Origin of the sequence: Phocaeicola coprocola DSM 17136 (genome assembly GCF_000154845.1) — a bacterium.
GTDB classification, from domain to species: Bacteria; Bacteroidota; Bacteroidia; order Bacteroidales; family Bacteroidaceae; genus Phocaeicola; species Phocaeicola coprocola.
This window is the reverse complement of record NZ_DS981457.1, coordinates 194,807-218,737: the sequence shown is the minus strand read 5'-3', so window position 1 is coordinate 218,737 and position 23,931 is coordinate 194,807. Positions and strand designations below refer to the sequence as shown.

The 23,931-nt window shown below is 42.7% G+C and carries 16 protein-coding genes, 2 tRNA genes and 3 rRNA genes; 16 read left to right on the top strand and 5 right to left on the bottom strand.

Annotated features, from left to right (window positions below):
• Positions 1–19 precede the first annotated feature (19 nt).
• Both BACCOP_RS04965 and BACCOP_RS04960 read right to left on the bottom strand, forming a co-directional pair.
• Positions 20–382 carry a hypothetical protein gene (locus BACCOP_RS04965; protein ID WP_007566956.1) on the bottom strand — a complete coding sequence of 121 codons (363 nt, stop codon included), beginning with the start codon at positions 380–382 and terminating at the stop codon, positions 20–22.
• Between the two features lie 2 nt (positions 383–384).
• Positions 385–930 (bottom strand): RNA polymerase sigma factor, encoded by a 546-nt coding sequence (locus BACCOP_RS04960; RefSeq protein WP_007566954.1) that lies wholly within the window; start codon positions 928–930, stop codon positions 385–387.
• A 142-nt stretch (positions 931–1,072) separates the two neighbouring features.
• Here BACCOP_RS04960 and BACCOP_RS04955 point away from each other — a divergent pair, with 142 nt between their 5' ends.
• Both BACCOP_RS04955 and BACCOP_RS04950 read left to right on the top strand, forming a co-directional pair.
• The gene (locus BACCOP_RS04955) at positions 1,073–1,495 is read left to right on the top strand and encodes a DUF6249 domain-containing protein (RefSeq protein ID WP_007566953.1); all 423 of its coding nucleotides are present in this window, start codon (positions 1,073–1,075) and stop codon (positions 1,493–1,495) included.
• A gap of 194 nt (positions 1,496–1,689) precedes the next feature.
• A complete protein-coding gene (locus BACCOP_RS04950; protein WP_007566951.1) occupies positions 1,690–2,091 on the top strand; it encodes an FKBP-type peptidyl-prolyl cis-trans isomerase in 402 nt (133 codons plus the stop codon).
• A 393-nt stretch (positions 2,092–2,484) separates the two neighbouring features.
• On the opposite strand, the gene BACCOP_RS04945 is transcribed toward BACCOP_RS04950, so the two are convergent.
• On the bottom strand, positions 2,485–3,864 hold the full coding sequence (locus tag BACCOP_RS04945; protein ID WP_040311818.1) for a glycoside hydrolase family 28 protein: 1,380 nt from the start codon (positions 3,862–3,864) through the stop codon (positions 2,485–2,487).
• 1,293 nt (positions 3,865–5,157) lie between these two features.
• Between BACCOP_RS04945 and BACCOP_RS04935 the strand changes: the two genes are divergently transcribed.
• The 12 genes from BACCOP_RS04935 to leuB all read left to right on the top strand — a co-directional run bounded on the left by BACCOP_RS04935 (position 5,158) and on the right by leuB (position 19,580).
• Positions 5,158–6,685, top strand: a 16S ribosomal RNA gene (locus BACCOP_RS04935).
• Positions 6,686–6,809: 124 nt separating this feature from the next.
• A tRNA-Ile gene (locus BACCOP_RS04930) sits at positions 6,810–6,883 on the top strand.
• Between the two features lie 82 nt (positions 6,884–6,965).
• Positions 6,966–7,042 (top strand) — tRNA-Ala (locus tag BACCOP_RS04925).
• A gap of 104 nt (positions 7,043–7,146) precedes the next feature.
• A 23S ribosomal RNA gene (locus tag BACCOP_RS04920) occupies positions 7,147–10,026 on the top strand.
• 86 nt (positions 10,027–10,112) lie between these two features.
• Positions 10,113–10,221: ribosomal RNA gene (gene rrf, locus BACCOP_RS04915) — 5S ribosomal RNA — on the top strand.
• Together the 16S, 23S and 5S rRNA genes with 2 tRNA genes alongside form the textbook arrangement of a ribosomal RNA operon.
• A gap of 122 nt (positions 10,222–10,343) precedes the next feature.
• Positions 10,344–11,666 (top strand): alpha-L-fucosidase, encoded by a 1,323-nt coding sequence (locus BACCOP_RS04910; RefSeq protein ID WP_007566945.1) that lies wholly within the window; start codon positions 10,344–10,346, stop codon positions 11,664–11,666.
• 58 nt (positions 11,667–11,724) lie between these two features.
• Positions 11,725–12,891 (top strand): nicotinate phosphoribosyltransferase, encoded by a 1,167-nt coding sequence (gene pncB, locus BACCOP_RS04905; RefSeq protein ID WP_007566944.1) that lies wholly within the window; start codon positions 11,725–11,727, stop codon positions 12,889–12,891.
• A gap of 281 nt (positions 12,892–13,172) precedes the next feature.
• Positions 13,173–14,669: a 2-isopropylmalate synthase gene (locus BACCOP_RS04900; protein WP_007566942.1), complete on the top strand. Its 1,497-nt coding sequence runs from the start codon at positions 13,173–13,175 to the stop codon at positions 14,667–14,669.
• A gap of 18 nt (positions 14,670–14,687) precedes the next feature.
• The gene (gene leuC, locus BACCOP_RS04895) at positions 14,688–16,085 is read left to right on the top strand and encodes a 3-isopropylmalate dehydratase large subunit (RefSeq protein ID WP_007566940.1); all 1,398 of its coding nucleotides are present in this window, start codon (positions 14,688–14,690) and stop codon (positions 16,083–16,085) included.
• 21 nt (positions 16,086–16,106) lie between these two features.
• On the top strand, positions 16,107–16,703 hold the full coding sequence (gene leuD, locus BACCOP_RS04890; RefSeq protein ID WP_007566937.1) for a 3-isopropylmalate dehydratase small subunit: 597 nt from the start codon (positions 16,107–16,109) through the stop codon (positions 16,701–16,703).
• 13 nt (positions 16,704–16,716) lie between these two features.
• Positions 16,717–18,261 carry an alpha-isopropylmalate synthase regulatory domain-containing protein gene (locus tag BACCOP_RS04885; RefSeq protein WP_007566935.1) on the top strand — a complete coding sequence of 515 codons (1,545 nt, stop codon included), beginning with the start codon at positions 16,717–16,719 and terminating at the stop codon, positions 18,259–18,261.
• Positions 18,262–18,518: 257 nt separating this feature from the next.
• Positions 18,519–19,580, top strand: a complete 1,062-nt coding sequence (gene leuB / locus BACCOP_RS04880; RefSeq protein WP_007566931.1) for a 3-isopropylmalate dehydrogenase — start codon at positions 18,519–18,521, stop codon at positions 19,578–19,580.
• Between the two features lie 115 nt (positions 19,581–19,695).
• Here the strand turns inward: leuB and msrA are convergent, their stop codons facing one another.
• On the bottom strand, positions 19,696–20,181 hold the full coding sequence (gene msrA, locus BACCOP_RS04875; RefSeq protein ID WP_007566930.1) for a peptide-methionine (S)-S-oxide reductase MsrA: 486 nt from the start codon (positions 20,179–20,181) through the stop codon (positions 19,696–19,698).
• Between the two features lie 114 nt (positions 20,182–20,295).
• On the opposite strand from msrA, the gene BACCOP_RS04870 reads away from it, so the two are divergent.
• Complete coding sequence (locus BACCOP_RS04870; protein ID WP_007566929.1) at positions 20,296–21,117, top strand: tetratricopeptide repeat protein; 822 nt, start codon at positions 20,296–20,298, stop codon at positions 21,115–21,117.
• Between the two features lie 240 nt (positions 21,118–21,357).
• On the opposite strand, the gene recQ is transcribed toward BACCOP_RS04870, so the two are convergent.
• Positions 21,358–23,178 (bottom strand): DNA helicase RecQ, encoded by a 1,821-nt coding sequence (gene recQ, locus BACCOP_RS04865; RefSeq protein ID WP_040311837.1) that lies wholly within the window; start codon positions 23,176–23,178, stop codon positions 21,358–21,360.
• A gap of 214 nt (positions 23,179–23,392) precedes the next feature.
• Here recQ and BACCOP_RS04860 point away from each other — a divergent pair, with 214 nt between their 5' ends.
• Positions 23,393–23,863, top strand: coding sequence for a helix-turn-helix domain-containing protein (locus BACCOP_RS04860; RefSeq protein ID WP_007566926.1), 471 nt, complete (start codon positions 23,393–23,395; stop codon positions 23,861–23,863).
• Positions 23,864–23,931: the final 68 nt, after the last annotated feature.

Below are 23,931 nucleotides of genomic sequence, written 5' to 3'. Positions count from 1 at the left end.
TGCAATTATCAGTTTATCTCTATAATAGATGCTTGAACTTACGTCTTAACCAGCGGTCGAAAATTCTCAGTAAAGGTAGTGCAATCAGCATCGGAAGATAAAAAAGGAGTGATGAAGGCTCTGGCAGATTGTTGACCGACGCATGTAATCCTTCGGATATTTCTTTTCCATACATCCATATAATCATACCCAGACATCCTCCTGTCATCAGCATGACAGTGATAATCATTAATATAAATAAGCGTTTTTCTTGTCGTTTTTCACGCAGATACATTTCTTCTCCGATTCGTTTCATCATGCGATAGGTGAAATTACTAGGAAGCTGGGGAGTCTTACTTTGTTTGGCAGCTTTCTTTAGCCCTTGGTCTTTATATTCTGTCATTTTTAGTCCTCCTTTTGCATTAATACATATAATTTCTTGCGTAAGCGGTGTAGCTTGACTTTAATATTTCCTTCGTTCAAATTCAGAATCTGTGCAAGTTCTTGAATGGAATGTTCTTCTTCATAAAACAAAGTGACCAGTGCCCGTTCTTCGGCTGTTAGCTTGGTTAATGCCTGTTGCAGTTTTTCTATTTGTTCTTCCGATTCATTGTTTAATGCGTCATCTATTTGTGTATCCGATATTCGATTCCACTGATTATCATCTATAACTGTTTGCTCTACATTCTTTTTTCTAAGAAAAGATAGGGCGGTATTATAGGCGATACGGTAAATCCACGTAGAAAAACTACTTTTCCCATTGAATGAAGATAAATGTTCAAAGGCTTTCATTAATGTATCCTGAGTCAACTCTTCAGCATCTTCTTCGGAATTGACCATACGGACAATCAGTGAAAAAACCGGTTGCCCATAAGTATCGAGGAAGTAAGCATACTCTTCTGTTTTTCCTGCCAGGATACGCGTGATGATATATGATTCGTCTTTTTCCATTTGTTCTTTTAGACGCTTCTTCAAAAGGAAGGTTACAGCAGTTTAAGAAAAAATTTTTTCTTTATTTTTATGTAACCTTTTGGACCTTTTCTTCGTCTAAACGGACAAAGAAACAAAATTATTCACTTTAAAGAAAAACGATATGGATGAATTGACAATTGTTGCTAATGTAGCGATAGTTTTTGGAGTTATTTACAAGTTGTTCGAACTGTTTGTCGGTAGAAAAGAACGTATGATGCTGATAGAAAAACTTCCAGCAGAAGCTCTTGCTGACGGGAAATTGAAAAATGGGTATTTATCCTCTTTATTTAACTGCATGGGAGGTGGACTGGTTTCATCTGTATCTCTCCGTTTTGGTTGTTTATTGGTAGGACTTGGGTTAGGTTTGTTAATAGGATATTGTATTGTAGTAGAAACTCAGCCTGGATATTTTATGGAAAATGTTGGGTATGCTGTACGTGAAACAGTATCTATTATTTATGGAGCAAGCGTGTTGCTCGGAGGAGGGCTTGGACTGATTGTTGCATTTGTTATTGAGGTTATGCGTGCTTCACGAAATAAATGATATAAATTCAATGTGAAATCAGATAATAGTAAGCAGCCCGCCATTGATGAAAATTGCATTGATGGTGGGCTGCTTTTTTTGAAAAAATAGTGACTGTAAGCTTGCTTATGTTGAATTTCAGTCATAAATAAAAGTTTATATCCTGAGCTTTTATAAAGTCTTTGTATCTTTGTCTGTATAATCAAATTGAATTTATGGCAAAGAAAGAGGAATATAAACAGCGGAATATTGATTTTCTAAAAGAAATTTCGCAAAAAGAAGGAGTGCAAAGACATCCTTCCGGCATTATGTATCAGATTGTTCAGCAGGGAACTGGTACGCAATCGCCTAATTTGAGAAGCATTGTTTCTGTACATTATCGGGGTACGCTGATAAATGGTCGTGAGTTTGATAATTCGTGGAAGAGAGGATGTCCTGAAGCATTGAGAGTTTCTGATGTAATAGAAGGTTGGCAGATTGCTTTGCAACAAATGCATGTTGGGGACCGTTGGGTGATTTATATTCCTTCAGAACTTGGGTATGGTAGTCGGACTTCAGGCCCTATCCCAGCTTGCTCTACATTGATATTCGAAATAGAATTGTTGAATGTTTTTTAATGTTGAAGATGCTTGATAAGGTGATTCTATAATTTGTTACCTCTTATTTTTTATAAGAAATTCTTCTGTTCAAGTGTCTTTCTCATAATTGGCATTTTGTAAAGATCTCCAATTGATTGATTCTGGCTTAGATTTGAACAAGCAACTTCTGTTGGTGAAGTTAATGTGAAAATACTTATATTTTAGGTAATTATAGATGCTTGAAAGAAAGCTTGTCAGATGACGGCATTTTTCTGATAACTCGCAGATAATATCTGATAAAATAAAAGCCATAGCAGCTTGCCGATTTAACTGGTGAATGCTATGGCTCTTATTTTTATAAATCAATTCTATCTTCTTATATCATTATAACTTTCAGTAAGTATATAGAATTTTGAATATGAAGATAGACTCTTATTTTACTGTTTTTCCATTTATCTGAAGATTTTTCATTGTGATATCCGTTACATTTTCTATCCGGTTACCACCTTTCTTTACATTGTTAAATTGTGAATCTTCAACAGATATATTATATACACAATCTTTGTTTGGTAGTCCTACTGCATAAATTCCATATTGGCTGTTTTCGCAAGTGATGTTTTTTAAATGTACATTTCGTACAATAGGAGGGAAGGCTCGGTTGCAGTTTTCTTTACTTTCATATAGCAAATTAATTTTTAAAACAGCTTCATGACATTGGCCTACTTTGATGTTTCTTACAAAAACGTTTTCTACGATACCTCCACGGCAGTCATTTGTTTTAATTCGGATAACTCTGTCCAGTTGTGGGCTATCCATTACGCAGTTTTCAACATATAGGTTACGGTAACCTCCAGAAATCTCACTGCCAATAACAACACCTCCATGTCCGTTTTTCATTTCGCAGTTGCGTACAATGATGTTTTCACTTGGTCGATTCCATTTTCTTCCGTCTTCATTTCGTCCGGACTTGATGGCAATGCAGTCATCTCCTGTATCGAAACGACAGTTCTCGATTAATACATTCTTACAAGATTCCGGGTCACATCCGTCTCCGTTGGGACCACGATTGTAGATTTTAACTCCACGCACAATCAGACTTTCGCAAAGAAGGGGATGAATTACCCAGAACGGTGAATTGAGCAAAGTAACATCTTCTATTAAAATAGTATTGCAAAGGTAGAAGTTGATGAGTTGTGGGCGTAAAGCATCTTCAGGTGTCATAGCTCGTTCATAAATAGGGCGTTTTAACTCAGCATAACCCATAAGGCGTTCGCGGCTTCCTAGTTTTTGACTGTGCATGCCTTCTTTCCATCCGTAGTGTGCAGCACCACACATTGGCCACCAGGTTTCATTCGACCCTTGTCCGTCGATAGTTCCTTTTCCTGTAATAGCGATGTTTGATTCTCCGTAGGCATAAATCAATGGGCGTGCATTGTAGCAGTCTAAACCTTCCCAGCGTGTAATAACTCCCGGAAAATATAGTTTCTGATCTGTTGAAAACTTCAATGTAGCCCCTTCTTCAAGATGCAGGTTTACATTACTTTTCATTGTAATAGGACCTGTATAAAAAGTTCCTTTAGGGATAACGACGGTACCTCCTCCTTCCTGATTGCAGGTTGTAATTGCCAAATTGATCTGTTCATGACATGGCTGATCGGGGGTATCTGTCGTGGCTCCAAAGTCTTTAATGTTGTAAGCTTTCCCCGGGAAACTGGTTCGTTTAATTTGTTGTTCGATTTTTACACTTTCTTTAAATGCTTTATCAAAATTGATTGGCTCGGAAGCAAATAAAGAAATACATAGAAATACCATCAGGCTAGTCACCCCTAATTTTTTCCAGTTAGATGGAAAACGTAGTTTTGTACAAATGTTTTCTTTCATGGTAATAAATTTTTTGTTTTAAATTTGTTAGTGTTCTCAAAGATACAATTTTTTAATATTGTGGTCGTTCACGGAATACTTATTTCTTTCGATTTGTTTCAAAAGTAATGAAATTGGTAAAAAATACGTTGTTTTCGGCTCCTACGAGAGAGGCTATCAGGTCTGAGCATTTGTAAACATATACTCGCTTTTTGATTTTGGGGAGGATACTGCTTGTTTTGCGTACTTTGATTCTGCATTGCCTAGTATGTGAGGTTTTTCGTTTGTTTTTTTATTTGGTAATGAATGGTGAAAAATATTTTCTGATGATACATTCTGTTTTTAAGTTATATAAATATGCTGGGCAGATTATTGGGTATGCGTATGGTTTTTAATATACAATGGGCTAGACTTGCTTTTTCGAAATACCTATTATTTTTATCCTTCATTTATGCTGCTGTTTTTCTTTTTATTAGTTGCTGATAATCAGTCTGTTCATTATGCTGAAAAAAATATGCTGTAATTTTTAAAAAAGAAGGTGTATTTTAGGTGAAAACATGCCGTTGTTTTAATGAAGAGAAGGCGTTGTTTTTCCATTGTGCCGCTTTTGCGGATAATGCGGTGTGTTTTCCTTCGCGCACATGCGCCCGCCCGCGCAATAAATATTATTGTGCATGTTTTCCTCCTCCTTCTGCGTCCGGTAAAAAAATATGCCGCGTAACATACCTGTTTTCCAGTGTCTTACGAAAAAACTTTCAGGAAAAGTCAAAAAAAAGTCGTGTAAAAGTTGGAGTTTGCGAAAAAGTGCGTAATTTTGCACCCGCTTTCGAGAGAGAAACGCGCTGAAGCATTGACAGAGTGAACGTGAGGTTTCCGGTTTTTCGGGTGTTGCCTTGTATCTTACCTTAGCCGTGCTAAGGGAGCGAGAAGGGCTTGCGGTTCCGGTTTCTGACCGCTGGAAAATTTTTTCGAAAAAAAACTTCGAAAAAATTTGGTGGTTAAGAAAAAACCTCTTACCTTTGCAAACGCTTTCGCTAACAAACGGAAGCTTAGAAATAAGAGATAGTTCTTTGAAAGACTTTAGATAAACAAACGAAATGTAGTACAAGCAGTAGTCATGTGATATATATATATAATGTGTATCCGTGATGAAGTGATAAAACCGTCAATCTGATTAAACAATCAAGAAACATTCGGTCACCTGAACAGAGACAAAAAGTACTCGCAAGAGTAAAAAGATATTTTACAATGAAGAGTTTGATCCTGGCTCAGGATGAACGCTAGCTACAGGCTTAACACATGCAAGTCGAGGGGCAGCATGAACTTAGCTTGCTAAGTTTGATGGCGACCGGCGCACGGGTGAGTAACACGTATCCAACCTTCCGTTTACTCAGGGATAGCCTTTCGAAAGAAAGATTAATACCTGATAGTATGGTGAGATTGCATGATGGCACCATTAAAGATTTATTGGTAAACGATGGGGATGCGTTCCATTAGGTAGTAGGCGGGGTAACGGCCCACCTAGCCTGCGATGGATAGGGGTTCTGAGAGGAAGGTCCCCCACATTGGAACTGAGACACGGTCCAAACTCCTACGGGAGGCAGCAGTGAGGAATATTGGTCAATGGGCGAGAGCCTGAACCAGCCAAGTAGCGTGAAGGATGAAGGTCCTACGGATTGTAAACTTCTTTTATACGGGAATAAAGTTTCCTACGTGTAGGATTTTGTATGTACCGTATGAATAAGCATCGGCTAACTCCGTGCCAGCAGCCGCGGTAATACGGAGGATGCGAGCGTTATCCGGATTTATTGGGTTTAAAGGGAGCGCAGACGGGAGATTAAGTCAGTTGTGAAAGTTTGCGGCTCAACCGTAAAATTGCAGTTGATACTGGTTTCCTTGAGTGCAGTTGAGGCAGGCGGAATTCGTGGTGTAGCGGTGAAATGCTTAGATATCACGAAGAACCCCGATTGCGAAGGCAGCTTGCTAAACTGTAACTGACGTTCATGCTCGAAAGTGTGGGTATCAAACAGGATTAGATACCCTGGTAGTCCACACGGTAAACGATGGATACTCGCTGTTGGCGATATACTGTCAGCGGCCAAGCGAAAGCATTAAGTATCCCACCTGGGGAGTACGCCGGCAACGGTGAAACTCAAAGGAATTGACGGGGGCCCGCACAAGCGGAGGAACATGTGGTTTAATTCGATGATACGCGAGGAACCTTACCCGGGCTTAAATTGCAGACGAATTACGAGGAAACTTGTAAGCCGCAAGGCGTCTGTGAAGGTGCTGCATGGTTGTCGTCAGCTCGTGCCGTGAGGTGTCGGCTTAAGTGCCATAACGAGCGCAACCCTCGTGGTCAGTTACTAACAGGTTAAGCTGAGGGCTCTGGCCAGACTGCCATCGTAAGATGTGAGGAAGGTGGGGATGACGTCAAATCAGCACGGCCCTTACGTCCGGGGCTACACACGTGTTACAATGGGAGGTACAGAAGGCCGCTACCCGGCAACGGGATGCCAATCCCCAAAACCTCTCTCAGTTCGGACTGGAGTCTGCAACCCGACTCCACGAAGCTGGATTCGCTAGTAATCGCGCATCAGCCACGGCGCGGTGAATACGTTCCCGGGCCTTGTACACACCGCCCGTCAAGCCATGAAAGCCGGGGGTACCTGAAGTGCGTAACCGCAAGGAGCGCCCTAGGGTAAAACCGGTAATTGGGGCTAAGTCGTAACAAGGTAGCCGTACCGGAAGGTGCGGCTGGAACACCTCCTTTCTGGAGCGTGACCTGAATAAGGGTTTTGTCCCTTGTGCTGCATGGGAGTTTGTTTAACGATATAGAAGAGAGAAAGATGAAGCCGAGTCGGTAACAGACTAGGTTGAACTGAATCACAAAAGCTAGTCCTATAGCTCAGTTGGTTAGAGCGCTACACTGATAATGTAGAGGTCGGCAGTTCAACTCTGCCTGGGACTACCCGAAAGGAAGGAAGAAAAAAACTTCCTTAAAAATTTGCGGGAACGAAGGAAAACGCTTACCTTTGCAGCCGCAAAAAAACGGGGGATTAGCTCAGCTGGCTAGAGCACCTGCTTTGCACGCAGGGGGTCAACGGTTCGAATCCGTTATTCTCCACCATAAAGATAGGTCTATGACATGATGTAACAAGCAAAAAGTAATTTTAGTACGAAAGCTAAAAGTATATATCATCCCGCACTATAATATATAGTGTGCACGTGATAAGGAAAGTAGGAAAGGGCGCATGGCGGATGCCTTGGCTCTCGGAGGCGATGAAGGACGTGATAAGCTGCGATAAGTCACGGGGAGGTGCAAATAACCCTTGATCCGTGAATCTCCGAATGGGACAACCCGTTACCTTGAAGAGGTAACATCCATCAATGATGGAGGCTAACGCAGGGAACTGAAACATCTTAGTACCTGCAGGAAAAGAAAATAACAATGATTCCCCCAGTAGTGGCGAGCGAACGGGGAAGAGCCCAAACCGTTCATGTTACGGCATGGACGGGGTTGTAGGACCGCGTCGTTGCAAGAAATTTTGCGAGAAGAACGATCTGGAAAGTTCGGCCGAAGACGGTGACAGCCCGGTATTCTAAGCAAGACGAAGCATAGCGGTATCCTGAGTAGCGCGGAACACGAGGAATTCTGCGTGAATCTGCCGGGACCATCCGGTAAGGCTAAATACTCCCGAGAGACCGATAGTGGACCAGTACCGTGAGGGAAAGGTGAAAAGCACTTCGAACAGAAGAGTGAAATAGTACCTGAAACCGTGCGCCTACAAGCGGTCGGAGCACGAAAGTGTGACGGCGTGCCTTTTGCATAATGAACCTACGAGTTGCCGTCTTTGGCAAGGTTAAGGGACATGAGTCCCGCAGCCGAAGCGAAAGCGAGTCTGAACAGGGCGTCAAGTCAGCGGCGGCAGACGCGAAACCAAGTGATCTACCCTTGGCCAGGATGAAGTCTGGGTAACACCAGATGGAGGTCCGCACCAATAAGCGTTGAAAAGCTTCTGGATGAGCTGAGGGTAGGGGTGAAAGGCTAATCAAACTTGGAGATAGCTCGTACTCCCCGAAATGCATTTAGGTGCAGCCTTGCGGGTTACTGATGTGAGGTAGAGCGACTGATTGGATGCGAGGGCTTCACCGCCTATCAAGTCCTGACAAACTCCGAATGCGCATCAGTTCTACCGCAGGAGTGAGGGCATGGGTGCTAAGGTCCGTGCCCGAGAGGAGAAGAATCCGGACCACCGGCTAAGGTCCCGAAATGACAGCTAAGTTAAACTAACGAAGTCTGATTGCTAAGACAGCTAGGATGTTGGCTTGGAAGCAGCCATTCATTTAAAGAGTGCGTAACAGCTCACTAGTCGAGGAATCGGGCGTGGATAATAATCGGGTATGAAGTTGTCTACCGAAGCCGTGGGATCAGCAATGATCGGTAGGGGAGCATTCCATTCCGCGTCGAAGGCGTGGCGTGAGCCATTCTGGAGCGTATGGAAAAGCAAATGTAGGTATAAGTAACGATAAAGGGGGTGAGAAACCCCCTCGCCGAAAGACTAAGGTTTCCTGATCAACGCTAATCGGATCAGGGTCAGTCGGGTCCTAAGGCTCAGCCGAACGGCGAGGCCGATGGCAGAAACGGTTAATATTCCGTTACTACCTTTGAGGGTGACGTGGGGAAGCAGTAGTGACACTGCCGCGGGCTGACGGAATAGCCCGTTAAAGAGTGTAGGCGTTGATTTCCGCAGGCAAATCCACGGAAAGAGCCGAACTTGACAGTATGGAGCGTCCTTCGGGACAATCCAACAGCGCAGGTAATCAGACTGCCGAGAAAATCCGCTAAACATAACTTCAGAGGTACCCGTACCGCAAACGGACACACGTAGTCGGGTTGAATATACTAAGGCGCTTGGGTGAATCACGGTTAAGGAACTAGGCAAACTGACCCTGTAACTTCGGGATAAAGGGTCCCTCCTCGCAAGAGAGGGCGCAGAGAATAGGTCCAGGCAACTGTTTAACAAAAACACAGGGCTGTGCGAATATGAAAGTAGAAGTATACAGCCTGACACCTGCCCGGTGCTGGAAGGTTAAGAGGAGATGTCATCGCAAGAGAAGCATTGAATTGAAGCCCCAGTAAACGGCGGCCGTAACTATAACGGTCCTAAGGTAGCGAAATTCCTTGTCGGGTAAGTTCCGACCTGCACGAATGGTGTAATGATCCGGACGCTGTCTCAACCGTGAGCCCAGTGAAATTGTAGTATCGGTGAAGATGCCGATTACCCGCGATGGGACGAAAAGACCCCGTGAACCTTTACTATAGCTTAGCATTGAATTTGGGCACGCGATGTGTAGGATAGGTCGGAGGCTTTGAAGCAGGCACGCCAGTGTTTGTGGAGCCGCTGTTGAAATACGACCCTTTGTTTGTTTGAATTCTAACTCTTGGTAAGAGGACATTGCTTGGTGGGTAGTTTGACTGGGGTGGTCGCCTCCAAAAGCGTAACGGAGGCTTCTAAAGGTGCCCTCAGGACGATCGGTAACCGTCCGCAGAGTGTAATGGCAGAAGGGCGCTTGACTGGGAGACAGACAAGTCGAGCAGGTAGGAAACTAGAGCATAGTGATCCGGTGTTTCCGTATGGAAGGGACATCGCTCAAAGGATAAAAGGTACTCCGGGGATAACAGGCTGATCCCTCCCAAGAGCTCATATCGACGGAGTGGTTTGGCACCTCGATGTCGGCTCGTCACATCCTGGGGCTGGAGAAGGTCCCAAGGGTTGGGCTGTTCGCCCATTAAAGTGGCACGCGAGCTGGGTTCAGAACGTCGTGAGACAGTTCGGTCTCTATCTATCGTGGGCGTATGAAATTTGCGTGGCTCTGACACTAGTACGAGAGGACCGTGTTGGACCGACCTCTGGTTTACCGGTTGTGCCGCCAGGTGCATCGCCGGGTATCTAAGTCGGGATCGGATAAGTGCTGAAAGCATCTAAGTACGAAGCCGGCCACAAGATTAGATTTCTCAGGGTCGTCAAAGACGATGACGTTGATAGGATGCAGGTGTAAAGGTAGAGATACCAAAGCCGAGCATTACTAATTGCCCGTATGCTTTCCTTGTCAGGAAGGATGGGTGATATATACTTTCAGCTTCTTGAGAAGTGCTTGAATTACCTGCTTGTTAGTCATGAATACATAAAGGATATTCAGGTGACTATTGCACGAAGGTTCCACCTCTTCCCATTCCGAACAGAGAAGTTAAGCTTCGTCACGCCGATGGTACTGCGCAAGTGGGAGAGTAGGTAGTCGCCGTCTTAGGAGAAGCCCTGCAGCATCACAAGTGCCGCGGGGCTTTCTTTTTTTCTGCATACTCAGAATTTTATTGTATCTTTGGAAAACCAAATCTAATTTCTCATTTATAAATTTATTGGAAGAATATGAAAACACGTGCTTTTCGTTTTTGGCAAGCTATTTGCTTAAGTGGCCTTTTGGGGATATCTTCTCTTTATGCGCAGAATTCAGAAGCAGATTATGTACCTGCTCCAGAGAATCTGCAAGCTAGAAAAGAATTTCAAGACAGTAAGTTTGGTATATTTCTCCATTGGGGAATTTACAGTATGTTTGGGCAAGGAGAGTGGTATATGCATAATGCCGATATTGATTGTCACGAATATGCTAAGGTTGCATCAGGCTTTTACCCTTCACGCTTCAATGCACACGATTGGGTTGCAGCTATAAAGGCTTCTGGAGCTAAATATATTTGCTTCACCTCTCGTCATCATGACGGATTTTCCATGTTTGATACTAAATATGCTGATTATAATGTTGTAGATGCTACACCTTTTAAGCGGGATATTATTAAAGAATTGGCGGAGGAGTGTCAGAAACAGGGAATAAAATTACATCTGTATTATTCACACTTGGATTGGAGTAGAGAGGATTATTATCCTTTAGGTAGAACTGGCCATGGAACTGGACGTACCTCCCATGGCGAATGGAGTACATACTATCAGTTCATGAATAACCAGTTGACTGAGTTACTGACCAATTATGGGCCGATAGGAGCTATTTGGTTTGACGGTTTATGGGATCAGCCAGACGATTTTAATTGGGGACTGGATAAACAGTATGCTTTGATTCATAAATTACAACCTGCTTGTTTGATCGGAAACAATCATCACAAATCTCCTTTCCCAGGAGAAGATTTTCAGATGTTTGAACGTGATCTTCCCGGAGAAAATAAAGCTGGACTTTCTGGTCAGTCTATCAGTACTTTGCCATTGGAAACTTGTGAAACAATGAATGGTATGTGGGGATATAAGATCAAAGATCAGAATTATAAGTCTGTTAATGAGTTGATTCATCTGTTGGTGCGTGCTGCCGGAAAAGGAGCCAATTTATTGATGAATATTGGCCCTCAGCCTAATGGAGAATTACCTGCAGTAGCTGTTGAACGTTTGAAAGGAGTAGGTGAGTGGATGTCGAAGTATGGAGAAACAATTTACGGTTCTACTTCCGGCAATGTTGTTACAGCTTCTTGGGGAACTACTACCAGAAAAGGAAACACACTCTATATACATATTTTATCACAGAAGATGCCTGAATTTGTTACTTTGCCATTGAACGAAAAGGTGATATCTGCTACCTTGTTTGATACGGGAGAAAAGGTAAAATATGAAAAAATTCAGGGAGGTATAGTTCTGCATACAGCCAATTTGAAACCTTCGGTAGACTGCATAATATCACTTAAGTTGAAGTAAAATGTATAGGAAATGATTTTTCTTGTTTATCTTTACAAAAAGAAATAAAAGTGATGTTATGGTAATAAAAACAATTTTAGATACAGACTTGTATAAGTTTACTACTTCATATGCATATATAAAACTCTTTCCTTATGCATTAGGTACGTTTACTTTTAAAGATAGAGATGAAACAGAATATACAGAAGGTTTCCTGGAAGCATTGAAAAACGAGATTCATAATCTGTCACTGGTTGCATTGCGTAAAGAGGAACTGGAGTATATGTATACACATTGTCGTTTCCTGCCGCATGTTTACTGGGAGTGGCTGTCTTCTTTCCGTTTTGATCCTGAAAAGATAGAAGTGTATCTGGACGAAGAACACCATTTGCATATCGAAGTTACAGACTACCTCTATAAAGTGACACTTTATGAAGTTCCTTTGCTGGCTATTGTTTCTGAGATAAAAAACCAGTTCCTGAACCGGATACCGGATAAAGAATCAATTATAGCTAAGTTGGCTGGGAAAGTTGAATTATCCAATGAGCATCAGATGCCGTTCTCAGAATTTGGAACACGTCGTCGTTTCTCATTTGATGTACACGATATTGTTGTCGCTTATCTGAAAGAACATGCTCGTTATTGTACCGGAACGTCAAACTGCTATCTTGCCATGAAATATGACATGCGTCCGATGGGAACCCATCCGCATGAATGGTTTATGTTCCATGGAGCACAGTTCGGTTATAAGCATGCCAATTATATGGCTTTGGAAAACTGGGTGAATGTATATGACGGAGATCTGGGAACAGCTCTTTCGGATACATATACTTCCGATTCATTTTTGTCGAACTTTAGTCGGAAGCAGGCAAAGCTTTTCGATGGAGTGCGATGCGATTCAGGAGATGAATTTGAATTTATTGACCGCTTGATTGCCCGGTATAAAGAACTGGGTATTGATCCGCGGACGAAAACAATTATTTTCAGCAATGCACTTGACTTTGAGAAGGCTTTGCATCTTTTCGATTATTGTAAAGGCAAGATAAACTGTTCTTTCGGTATCGGAACGAATCTTACAAATGATACGGGATATCATCCGTCAAATATTGTTATGAAATTATCCCGTTGTAAGATGAATCACAACCAGGAATGGAGAGAATGTGTTAAACTGTCAGATGATATGGGAAAACACATGGGAAGTAACGCTGAAGTCGAAGCATGCTTGTATGAATTACGCTTAAAATAGTATGCTAAATACTAATTTGTTGCTAAAATGAATAAAAAACTTTCATTTTATTTTGTATTGTCGAAATATTCTCTACCTTTGCAAGCGTTTAGAACAAGTAACAGATAATTATGAATACATTTCTTATACATATTTTGCTAGGCGGTATTATTATTCTATTGGTGAAACCAGTGGGAAGTGAGCCGTGTGCATGACGGTATAAGATTTATGATATAAAGCCTTTCTCACTTCTGGTGCGAAAGGCTTTTTCTTTAAAATGAAACAATAAAAGATATACGTTTATGAGTGACAGATTATTTATTTTTGATACGACATTGCGCGACGGAGAACAAGTTCCCGGATGTCAGTTGAATACAGTCGAGAAAATTCAGGTTGCCAAGCAACTCGAAGCTTTGGGAGTGGATGTAATTGAGGCAGGATTTCCTATTTCAAGTCCGGGAGATTTTAATTCGGTAATTGAGATTTCAAAGGCTGTAACCTGGCCTACTATCTGTGCACTGACTCGTGCCGTACAAAAAGATATCGACGTTGCAGCCGAAGCTTTGAAGTATGCCAAACACAAACGTATTCATACAGGAATCGGAACTTCAGATTCTCATATCAAATATAAATTCAATTCTACCCGCGAGGAAATTATAGAGCGTGCGGTTGCTGCCGTAAAATATGCTCGCCGATATGTAGACGATGTGGAGTTTTATGCTGAAGACGCAGGTCGTACAGACAATGAATATCTGGCTCGTGTGGTAGAAGCTGTTATTAAGGCAGGGGCAACAGTAGTGAATATTCCGGATACAACGGGATATTGTTTGCCCGATGAATATGGTGCAAAGATCAAATATCTGGTTGACCATGTAGACGGTATCGACAAAGCCATTATTTCTACCCACTGTCATAACGATTTAGGTATGGCAACAGCCAACACTATCAGCGGTGTGTTGAATGGAGCTCGTCAGGTAGAAGTTACCATCAACGGTATCGGTGAGCGTGCCGGAAATACTTCACTGGAAGAAGTTGCCATGATTTTACGTTGTCACAATGACATTGACATTGACACAAATATTAATACTCAGAAAATCTATCCTACCAGCCGCATGGTTTCTAGCCTGATGAATATGCCGGTTCAGCCCAATAAGGCTATTGTAGGAAGAAACGCTTTTGCACACTCTTCAGGTATTCATCAGGATGGTGTATTGAAGAATGTACAGACGTATGAAATTATCGATCCGAAAGATGTTGGTATCGACGATAATGCAATTGTACTGACAGCCCGCAGCGGTCGTGCAGCGTTGAAACACCGTTTGCATGTATTGGGTGTAGAAATGAATCAGGAAAAACTGGACAAAGTGTACGAAGACTTCCTGAAACTGGCTGATAAGAAGAAAGATATCACCGATGATGATATTCTCGTACTTGCCGGAGCCGATCGCAATGTAAACCATCACATTAAGCTGGAATATCTTCAAGTCACCAGCGGTGTCGGAGTACGTTCGGTTGCCAGTCTGGGACTTAACATCTCCGGTGAACACTTTGAAGCTGCTGCAACGGGTAACGGTCCGGTAGACGCAGCTATCAAGGCAGTAAAACAGATTATTAAACGTCAGATGACCTTGAAGGAATTTACAATTCAGGCTATCAGCAAAGGTAGTGACGATGTTGGTAAAGTTCACATGCAGGTGGAATATGACGGACAGATGTATTATGGTTTCGGAGCAAATACCGACATCATTGCAGCATCAGTAGAAGCTTATATAGATTGTATCAATAAATTCAGAAAATAACTAAATGAGATTTTAAGTATGGCTAATACATTATTCGACAAGATATGGGATGCACACGTTGTGCAGAAGGTGGACGAAGGACCTACCCAGTTGTATATCGATCGTCTTTATTGCCATGAGGTGACCAGTCCTCAGGCTTTTGCGGGAATGCGTGCCCGTGGATTGAAATGTTTCCGTCCGGAAAAGATTTACTGCATGCCCGACCATAATACTCCGACACACGATCAGGATAAGCCTATCGAAGATCCGGTTTCGCGTACGCAGGTAGATACGCTTGCCAAAAATGCTGCCGATTTCGGACTGACTCATTTCGGTATGATGAACAAGAAGAATGGTATCATTCATGTGGTAGGTCCGGAAAGAGGACTTACTTTGCCGGGAATGACCATCGTGTGTGGTGACTCACATACGTCTACTCACGGAGCGATGGGAGCAGTTGCTTTCGGTATCGGAACCAGTGAAGTAGAAATGGTAATGGCTTCTCAATGTATTCTTCAGGCTCGCCCCAAGACCATGCGTATTACCATCGACGGAAAACTGGGCAAAGGTGTGACAGCCAAGGATGTGGCACTTTATATGATGTCGAAAATGACAACAAGCGGTGCAACCGGATATTTTGTGGAATATGCAGGAGAAGCTATTCGCAGCCTGACCATGGAAGGACGTCTTACTTTGTGTAACCTGAGTATCGAAATGGGAGCACGTGGAGGTATGATAGCTCCCGATGAAGTAACTTTTGAATATATCAAGGGACGTGAGTATGCACCGAAGGGGGCTGAATGGGACAAGGCTCTCGCATACTGGAAAACGCTGAAGAGCGATGAAGATGCAGTGTTCGATAAAGAAGTTCGTTACGACGCTGCCGATATTCAGCCGATGATTACTTATGGAACCAATCCGGGAATGGGAATGGCTGTTACCGATCATATCCCTACTACTGAAGGTATGAGTGATGTAGAGAAAGGCTCATTCGAAAAATCCATGCAGTATATGGGCTTTCAGGCAGGTGAATCTTTGCTTGGTAAGAAAGTGGACTATGTATTCCTCGGAGCATGTACAAACGGACGTATCGAAGACTTCCGTGCATTTGCCTCTATCGTAAAGGGACGTAAGAAAGCCGACAATATTACAGCATGGCTTGTTCCTGGTTCGTGGATGGTAGACGAGCAGATTCGTCAGGAAGGTTTGGATAAAGTTTTGGAAGAAGCCGGTTTCGAAATCCGTCAGCCGGGATGTTCGGCTTGTCTTGCCATGAATGATGACAAGATTCCGGCAGGAAAATATTCCGTATCTACCAGCAACCGAAATTTTGAAGGACGTCAGGGACCAGGTTCTCGCACCTTGCTTGCCAGTCCGCTGACTGCAGCCGCCGCTGCTGTGACCGGAGTAATAACCGACCCCAGAACACTTATGTAATTCGTAAAATTGTGCATCATTATGAAACAGAAATTCAACATCATAACAAGTACTTGTATTCCTTTGCCTTTGGAGAATGTGGATACAGACCAGATTATTCCGGCACGTTTCCTGAAAGCAACTACCCGCGATGAAAAATTCTTTGGCGACAATCTCTTCCGCGACTGGCGTTATAATCCGGACGGTTCGCTGAATAAAGATTTTGTGCTGAACAATCCTACATATAGCGGACAGATTCTGGTTGCCGGTAAGAATTTCGGTAGTGGCTCCAGTCGTGAACATGCTGCATGGGCTATTGCCGGATATGGCTTTCGCGTAGTCGTATCGAGCTTTTTTGCCGATATTCATAAAAACAATGAACTGAACAATTTCGTATTGCCGGTAGTTGTCAGCGAGGCTTTCCTGAAAGAATTGTTCGATTCTATTTATGCCGATCCAAAAACAGAAGTCGAAGTCAATTTACCCGAACAGACCATTACCAATAAAGCGACAGGCAAGTCTGAAAAGTTTGAGATTAATGCATACAAGAAACATTGCCTGATGAACGGACTCGATGACATCGATTTTCTGGTAGAGAATAAAGATAAAATAGAGGCTTACGAAAAAGCTCGTAACTAATTAGATAAATTCAATGAACAATCATCCGAGAATAGAAATCATGGATACCACACTCCGCGACGGTGAACAGACCAGCGGAGTGTCATTCGTACCACATGAAAAATTAATGATAGCCCGTTTGCTGCTGGAAGACCTGAAGGTCGACCGTATTGAAATAGCTTCGGCACGTGTGTCCGAAGGAGAGGCGAAGGCAGTAAAAATGATTTGCGACTGGGCAGCTCGTCGGGGAATGTTATCTCGGGTAGAAGTGTTGGGCTTTGTCGACGGAAACATGTCTGTCGACTGGATTTACAATGCAGGATGCCGGGTTATCAATCTGCTGACAAAAGGATCTGAAAAACATTGTACGTTTCAGTTGAAGAAAACATTAGACCAGCATTTGGCAGATATTCTGGGTGTAGTCCGTTATGCTCATGGAAAAGGAATGGATGTCAATGTATATCTGGAAGACTGGAGCAACGGAATCAAAGATTCTCCCGATTATGTGTTTGGCCTGGTAGATGGACTGAAAGATTGCGGAATAAAACGTTTCATGCTTCCCGACACCTTGGGGGTACTGAATCCGTTACAGGTAATCGAGTTCATGAGGAAGATGAAAAAATGCTATCCCGACTTGCATTTCGATTTTCATGCGCATAATGATTATGATTTGGCTGTAAGTAATGTGCTGGCTGCCGTGCTGAGTGGAGTAAAAGGCTTGCATACTACTATCAACGGTTTGGGAGAGCGTGCCGGAAATGCACCGCTTGCCAGTGTACAAGCTATCTTGAAAGACCATTTCCATGCAATCACCAATATCGATGAAAGTCGTCTGAATGTAGTGAGCCGACTGGTCGAATCGTATTCAGGAGTTACCATTCCGGCAAATAAACCGATAGTGGGCGACAGTGTCTTTACTCAGGTAGCCGGTGTACATGCCGATGGTGATAATAAAAATAACTTGTACTGCAATGACTTGCTTCCCGAGCGTTTTGGCAGAATACGCGAATATGCGTTAGGTAAAAATTCCGGAAAAGCAAATATCCGGAAAAATCTGGAGAGTCTGGGACTTGAGCTGGATGAAGAGTCGATGAAGAAAGTAACCGACCGTATCATCGAGCTTGGAGACCGCAAAGAGCAGGTCACACAAGAAGATTTGCCCTATATTATATCTGATGTGCTGAAGCACGATACAGCAGAAAATAAGGTAAAACTTTTGAGCTATTTTGTAACCTTGGCAAAAGGTCTTAAACCGATGGCTACATTGAGTATAGAGATCAACGGAAAGGTTTATCAGGAAAGCTCATCCGGCGACGGACAGTATGATGCCTTTGTACGGGCGTTGCGTAAAATTTACAAAGGAACACAGGAACGTACATTCCCGATGCTGGTCAACTATGCGGTAACAATTCCTCCCGGAGGACGTACCGATGCCTTTGTTCAGACAGTTATTACCTGGAATTACGGTGACAGAGAGTTCCGCACCCGTGGATTTGATGCTGACCAGACAGAAGCAGCTATCAAAGCAACAATGAAGATGCTTAATATGATTGAAGATGAATATTCCAATTCGAATTGATTTTTTATCAAGTTAAATCATGAATAAAATGAAGTCTTGGCAAAGGTATATCCTGGTGTTTACCGTGTCGTTTACTTTGATTGTTTTTTTACGCAGGGTGATTCCTTGTGATGATATAAAAGATGGAAATTTATTGGTGAATTTGGTATTAGCATCTTTTCTGACTGGGTGTTTTATTATTATACATTATTTGTATAATATGTATAATAGAAGATTTAAAGATAAATAGACTATTTACTAAAGAATAAACAATAATTATGGATTTTAAGATAGCAGTGTTGGCTGGCGATGGAATCGGTCCTGAAATCTCTGTTCAGGGAGTAGATGTAATGTCGGCTGTATGTGAGAAATTTGGTCATAAGGTAAGTTACGAATATGCTTTGTGTGGTGCGGATGCAATTGATAAAGTAGGCGATCCGTTTCCGGAAGCAACTTATGAAATATGTAAGAATGCAGATGCTGTATTGTTTTCTGCCGTAGGTGATCCTAAATTCGACAATGACCCGACAGCAAAGGTCCGTCCGGAACAAGGATTGTTAGCCATGCGTAAGAAACTGGGACTGTTTGCCAATATCCGTCCGGTTCAGACATTCAAATGTCTGGTACACAAATCTCCGTTGAAGGCAGAACTTGTTGACGGTGCAGACTTCCTTTGCATCCGTGAGTTGACAGGAGGTATGTATTTCGGTGAGAAGTATCAGGACAACGATAAGGCTTACGATACAAATATGTATACACGTCCTGAGATTGAAAGAATATTGAAGGTCGGTTTTGAATATGCCATGAAGCGTCGCAAACACCTTACCGTAGTCGATAAGGCAAACGTACTTGCATCTTCTCGCTTGTGGCGTCAGATTGCTCAGGAAATGGCTCCTCAGTATCCGGAAGTTACTACAGACTATATGTTTGTTGACAATGCAGCTATGAAGATGATTCAGGAACCAAAGTTCTTCGATGTGATGGTGACAGAAAATACTTTCGGCGATATCCTTACAGACGAAGGATCAGTAATCAGTGGTTCTATGGGATTGCTTCCTTCAGCTTCTACAGGCGAAAGTACTCCGGTATTCGAACCTATCCATGGTTCATGGCCGCAGGCTAAGGGATTGAACATTGCCAATCCGCTGGCACAGATTCTGTCGGTGGCAATGCTTTTCGAATATTTCGATCTGAAAGAAGAAGGTGCACTGATCCGCAAGGCAGTAGATGCATCACTCGATGCTTATGTGCGTACTCCTGAAATTCAGGTAGAGGGACAGCCTAAATACGGAACCAAGGAAGTTGGTGCATGGGTGGTCGATTACATTAAAAAAGCGTGACAGTAAGAATCGTATCAGCTATTGTTTGATACACAGAACCCCGAAAGTTTTTATGCTGACTTTCGGGGTTCTGTCTTTTTTATAGTTCGGATACGTTTGTTGCTGATGGATCGGGTCAGAATTTTTTAACTCGGATATGGCAGTAAGGTTCTCCTCCTGTCTTATCGTAATAGTGCTGATGATATTCTTCTCCTTCCCAGAACGTTGTGGCGGGAGTGAGTTTCGTATTCACCTCATATCCTTTTCCCCTTAGCAGGGCGATGACTGCTTCTGCCTCTTCTTTTTGCTTGTCATTCAGATAAAATATCTCGCTGCGATACTGCGGACCGATATCAGGACCTTGTCCGTCGGTCTGTGCCGGATCGTGAATCTCAAAAAAGAGTTTACACAGTTCTGTAAACGATGTTTGTTCTGCATCAAATTCTACCAGTGTTGCTTCTGCATGTCCGGTAGTGTGTGCCTTTACTTCTTCATAAGCCGGATGTTCCTTGTGTCCGCCTATGTAGCCTACTGTGGAGCGTACCACTCCTTTGGCATGTTCAAACTGATACTGTGCTCCCCAGAAACATCCGCAGGCAAATATAGCTTTTTCCAGTTTCATGATAGTTCTTGTTTATAATGATTGTTCAAACTTACAAAAACTTTTTAATATACATCCCACTCCACAGATTATTCCATTACCTTTGCTTTCGAATTTAATTAAAATTATATCCGGATGAAAAGAATACTCCTGTGTTTGATATGTATTTTCTCGTTGCTGGGCAGTAAGGCACAATCGTATAATGAACTGGTGGAAAAAGCTATGGACTATACTTTCAAGGATAGTCTGCAACAAGCTGAGGAACTCTTTCGCGAGGCTTTACGGCTCGATCCTTACAATGCCCGGAATGCGTTGCTTTTTTCTAACTTGGGAACCGTGCTGAAGCGTCAGGGAAAGATAGACGAAGCAATAGATTCATATACGATGGCACTGAACATTACTCCTTATGCAACTGCCATTCTGCTGAACCGTGCCACACTTTATATGGAAAAGAATCTGACGGAAAAAGCCTATTTGGACTATTGCAATGTAATCGATCTCTTGCCGAACGATAAGGAGGCTCGTCTGTTTCGTGCTTATATCTATATGAAACGGCGACAGTATAAGGAAGCACGCATCGACTATAATGTGATACTGGGATTAGATGCGAAACATAAGGCTGCCCGTCTGGGACTGGCTATGCTGGATCAGAAAGAAGGACGGTATATCGCGGCACGCGATGGTATGAACCTGCTTATCGAAGACTATCCGAAAGATGCTTCCCTATATAAGATGAGAGCTAATCTGGAACTGGAGCAGAACTTGCCCGATGCTGCCTTGCTCGATTTGGAAGAAGCCTTGAAACTGGATGCCCGTGATGCTGATACGCATGTGATGATGGGAGATATTTATTTACAGATGGAGAAGAAACACGAGGCACGTGAGGCTTATGAGAAGGCTGTTTCGCTAGGTGTTCCTCGTATGGAACTGATGGAAAAATTGAAAAAGTGTAAGTAGTTGAAAACGAATAATTTGTCAGTTTGCAAAAATTTTGCATGATATTTTTAAAAAACATGCAGAGATTTTCGGTAAAACGTCAGCATATTTTGGAAAAGATATGCTGACGTTTTATTATAATGAATCCCTGTCTTTTTTATGTCAGATATGATGTGCGGTCAGGTGGAGAAAATTTTTATTCGGACATTAACTTTTCAGGTTGTTTTGTCGGTAAAAAATACTGGCAAATAGTTGTATGGGTTATCTGGTAAACTTCCGGATGACCTCAATAAAGTCTTTTCCGTATTTATCTCTTTTATATTCACCGATACCACTTATTTCACCGAAAGCTTCTACCGTAGTAGGACGTGAAGAAGCCAGGAGATGGAGCGTCTTGTCCGAAAGAACAATGTAAGCCGGTATAGCCTGTTGGTCGGCAAGTTTTTTTCGTAACTGGCGAAGTTCTTCGAACAGCTGTTCGTCTTCGTTGTCGAATACCATAGGGGTAGGGAACAGTGCTTCTGTTGCAAGGGGCTGTTTTTGTTTTTTTCTCGTTCCTTTGGCAGCGTATTCTTCACGCTTAATAACTACCAGCAGGGCTCGTTCATGCCCGAACAGTACTTTTCTTCCGGCTTCGGTTATCTTCAGGTGGTTCTTTTCGTTGTAGGCAACCTCAAAATATCCCAGGTTCAACATTTGCAGCAGATAATCCTGCCAGTCGCGTGCCGGAATATCCCGTCCTACGCCGTAAGTTTTCAGCTTATCGTATCCCCGTTCGATGATTTCCTGTGTGGCTGCACCTCTCAGAATATCTATCAGCGTGTTGATAGACACTTGCTGGTCGGCACGTGCGATGCCGCTCAACGCCTTTTGTACAATAATTGTCCCATCGAAACGTTCGGGAGGATTACGGCATACGTCACAGTTACCGCAATCGTGATCCATTGTTTCACCGAAATAGTTCAGTAAGATTCGCCGCCGGCAGATATCCGTTTCTGCATATTGCTGCATGCGGTTCAGTTTCTCCATATTGATTTCCTGCTGGTTGCTTTCGGCTGCAAATTTCGAGAGCAGGACGATATCGCCGAAAGAGTAAAACAGCAGGGTGTCGCTGGGAAGTCCGTCGCGTCCGGCACGTCCAATTTCCTGGTAAAAACTTTCGATACTTTTAGGAAGGTTGTAGTGAATGACCCATCGTACGTTCGATTTGTCTATTCCCATGCCGAAAGCAATCGTTGCACAGACCACCTGAACACGGTCATTGATGAAATCATCCTGTGCAGCTTCGCGTGCGGCAGTACTGAGTCCGGCATGATAGACAGCAGTTGCAATACCATGCTCTTCCAGCATTTCCGCCACCTTTTCGGTTTTGCTGCGGCTCATGCAGTAAATGATTCCACTTTCTCCGCGGTGTCGTGCAATGAAATCGAATATCGTACGCATTTTTTCTTTCTGCTGAAAACCTCGCTTGACGTCCAGACTCAGATTCGGACGGTCGAAAGAAGAGATGAAAATTTGAGGGTCTTTCATTGCCAGCTGTCTGATGATATCTTGTCGTGTAATTTTATCGGCTGTAGCAGTCAGTGCAACGACCGGAACATCCGGAAACTGCTGGCGAAGTATTTTCAACTGTGTATACTCCGGACGGAAATCATGTCCCCACTGTGAGATACAGTGTGCTTCGTCGATGGCGAACAATGAAATGCGGATATCCTTCATCAGAAAGTTGACCTCGCCCATGAGTCTTTCCGGTGAGATATATAGCAGTTTGACCCTTCCCTGCCTGCATTCGAAACGGATATTGGCATCTGTGGTCTCATCGTTCGTGCTGTTCAGGGCACGGGCAATGATGCCGTTTGCCTGCAAGCTTTCCACCTGGTCTTTCATCAGCGATATCAGGGGGGAAACTACAATGGCAGTTCCTTCCATGAGCAGAGCCGGAAGCTGGTAGCAAATAGATTTTCCGCCGCCGGTAGGCATGAGTACAAGTGTATCTTTTTTATGTAAAATTTGAGTGATGATTTCTTCTTGCAGTGGCCTGAATTGAGTGTATCCGAAGTATGATTTCAGCGTTTTTAGTATCATTTTCTATATTTATGTAATTAGCGGGCAAAGATAGTTCAATCTTTTAAAATATCGGTTATCTTTTATTTTTAGCCTGTTTTAAATGTAAAAAAATGATATTCTAGAAAAATAAACTCGTAAATATGTTGTAAAATACAAAAAGTCTTAGCAAATTTGTATAATTATAGTATTTCGGGGAGAAGAAACAACCATTATCTAAATATAAAGACAGATGAGAGAAGAGGAGAAATTAATGACCGAGCAAGGTCAAGTTTTAGAAAAAAAGCCCTATAATCTTCGGGAGAGGAAGATAAAGGACGCACCTTACCGTAACATGATTCGTGCCGAACTGGCTGATGAATTGTATGACCGAATTATGAACATTATTGTTCTTCAGAAGAAATACAAGGATCCTAATTATTCGGCGAAAGATCTTGCGAAAGAACTTAAAACCAATACTCGTTACTTGTCGGCTGTCATCAATTCCCGCTTCGGAATGAACTATTCATGCCTGGTAAATGAGTACCGAATCAAGGACGCTTTGCATATGTTGATCGACAAGCGTTATGCGGAAAAGAATGTAGAAGAAATCAGTGCAATGGTCGGTTTTGCCAACCGTCAGTCGTTTTATGCGGCTTTTTATAAGAATGTTGGCGAAACACCTAATAACTATAGAAGACGAAAGCTGGAAAATAATAGGTAACGGTTAAAGAAAATAGAACTTATAAAAACAACAGATGTCATTCTAAACGGGAGAAAGTACATGCAAGG

Bases quoted from the DNA above. Each gene is read 5' to 3' on its own strand.
- BACCOP_RS04945 (WP_040311818.1), bottom strand. From the start codon at position 3,864: ATGGTATTTCTATGTATTTCTTTATTTGCTTCCGAGCCAATCAATTTT.
- BACCOP_RS04870 (WP_007566929.1), top strand. From the start codon at position 20,296: ATGAAAAGAATACTCCTGTGTTTGATATGTATTTTCTCGTTGCTGGGC.
- leuC (WP_007566940.1), top strand. From the start codon at position 14,688: ATGGCTAATACATTATTCGACAAGATATGGGATGCACACGTTGTGCAG.
- BACCOP_RS04860 (WP_007566926.1), top strand. From the start codon at position 23,393: ATGAGAGAAGAGGAGAAATTAATGACCGAGCAAGGTCAAGTTTTAGAA.
- BACCOP_RS04955 (WP_007566953.1), top strand. From the start codon at position 1,073: ATGGATGAATTGACAATTGTTGCTAATGTAGCGATAGTTTTTGGAGTT.
- BACCOP_RS04960 (WP_007566954.1), bottom strand. From the start codon at position 930: ATGGAAAAAGACGAATCATATATCATCACGCGTATCCTGGCAGGAAAA.
- BACCOP_RS04900 (WP_007566942.1), top strand. From the start codon at position 13,173: ATGAGTGACAGATTATTTATTTTTGATACGACATTGCGCGACGGAGAA.
- leuD (WP_007566937.1), top strand. From the start codon at position 16,107: ATGAAACAGAAATTCAACATCATAACAAGTACTTGTATTCCTTTGCCT.
- BACCOP_RS04885 (WP_007566935.1), top strand. From the start codon at position 16,717: ATGAACAATCATCCGAGAATAGAAATCATGGATACCACACTCCGCGAC.
- BACCOP_RS04950 (WP_007566951.1), top strand. From the start codon at position 1,690: ATGGCAAAGAAAGAGGAATATAAACAGCGGAATATTGATTTTCTAAAA.
- msrA (WP_007566930.1), bottom strand. From the start codon at position 20,181: ATGAAACTGGAAAAAGCTATATTTGCCTGCGGATGTTTCTGGGGAGCA.
- BACCOP_RS04910 (WP_007566945.1), top strand. From the start codon at position 10,344: ATGAAAACACGTGCTTTTCGTTTTTGGCAAGCTATTTGCTTAAGTGGC.
- pncB (WP_007566944.1), top strand. From the start codon at position 11,725: ATGGTAATAAAAACAATTTTAGATACAGACTTGTATAAGTTTACTACT.
- leuB (WP_007566931.1), top strand. From the start codon at position 18,519: ATGGATTTTAAGATAGCAGTGTTGGCTGGCGATGGAATCGGTCCTGAA.
- BACCOP_RS04965 (WP_007566956.1), bottom strand. From the start codon at position 382: ATGACAGAATATAAAGACCAAGGGCTAAAGAAAGCTGCCAAACAAAGT.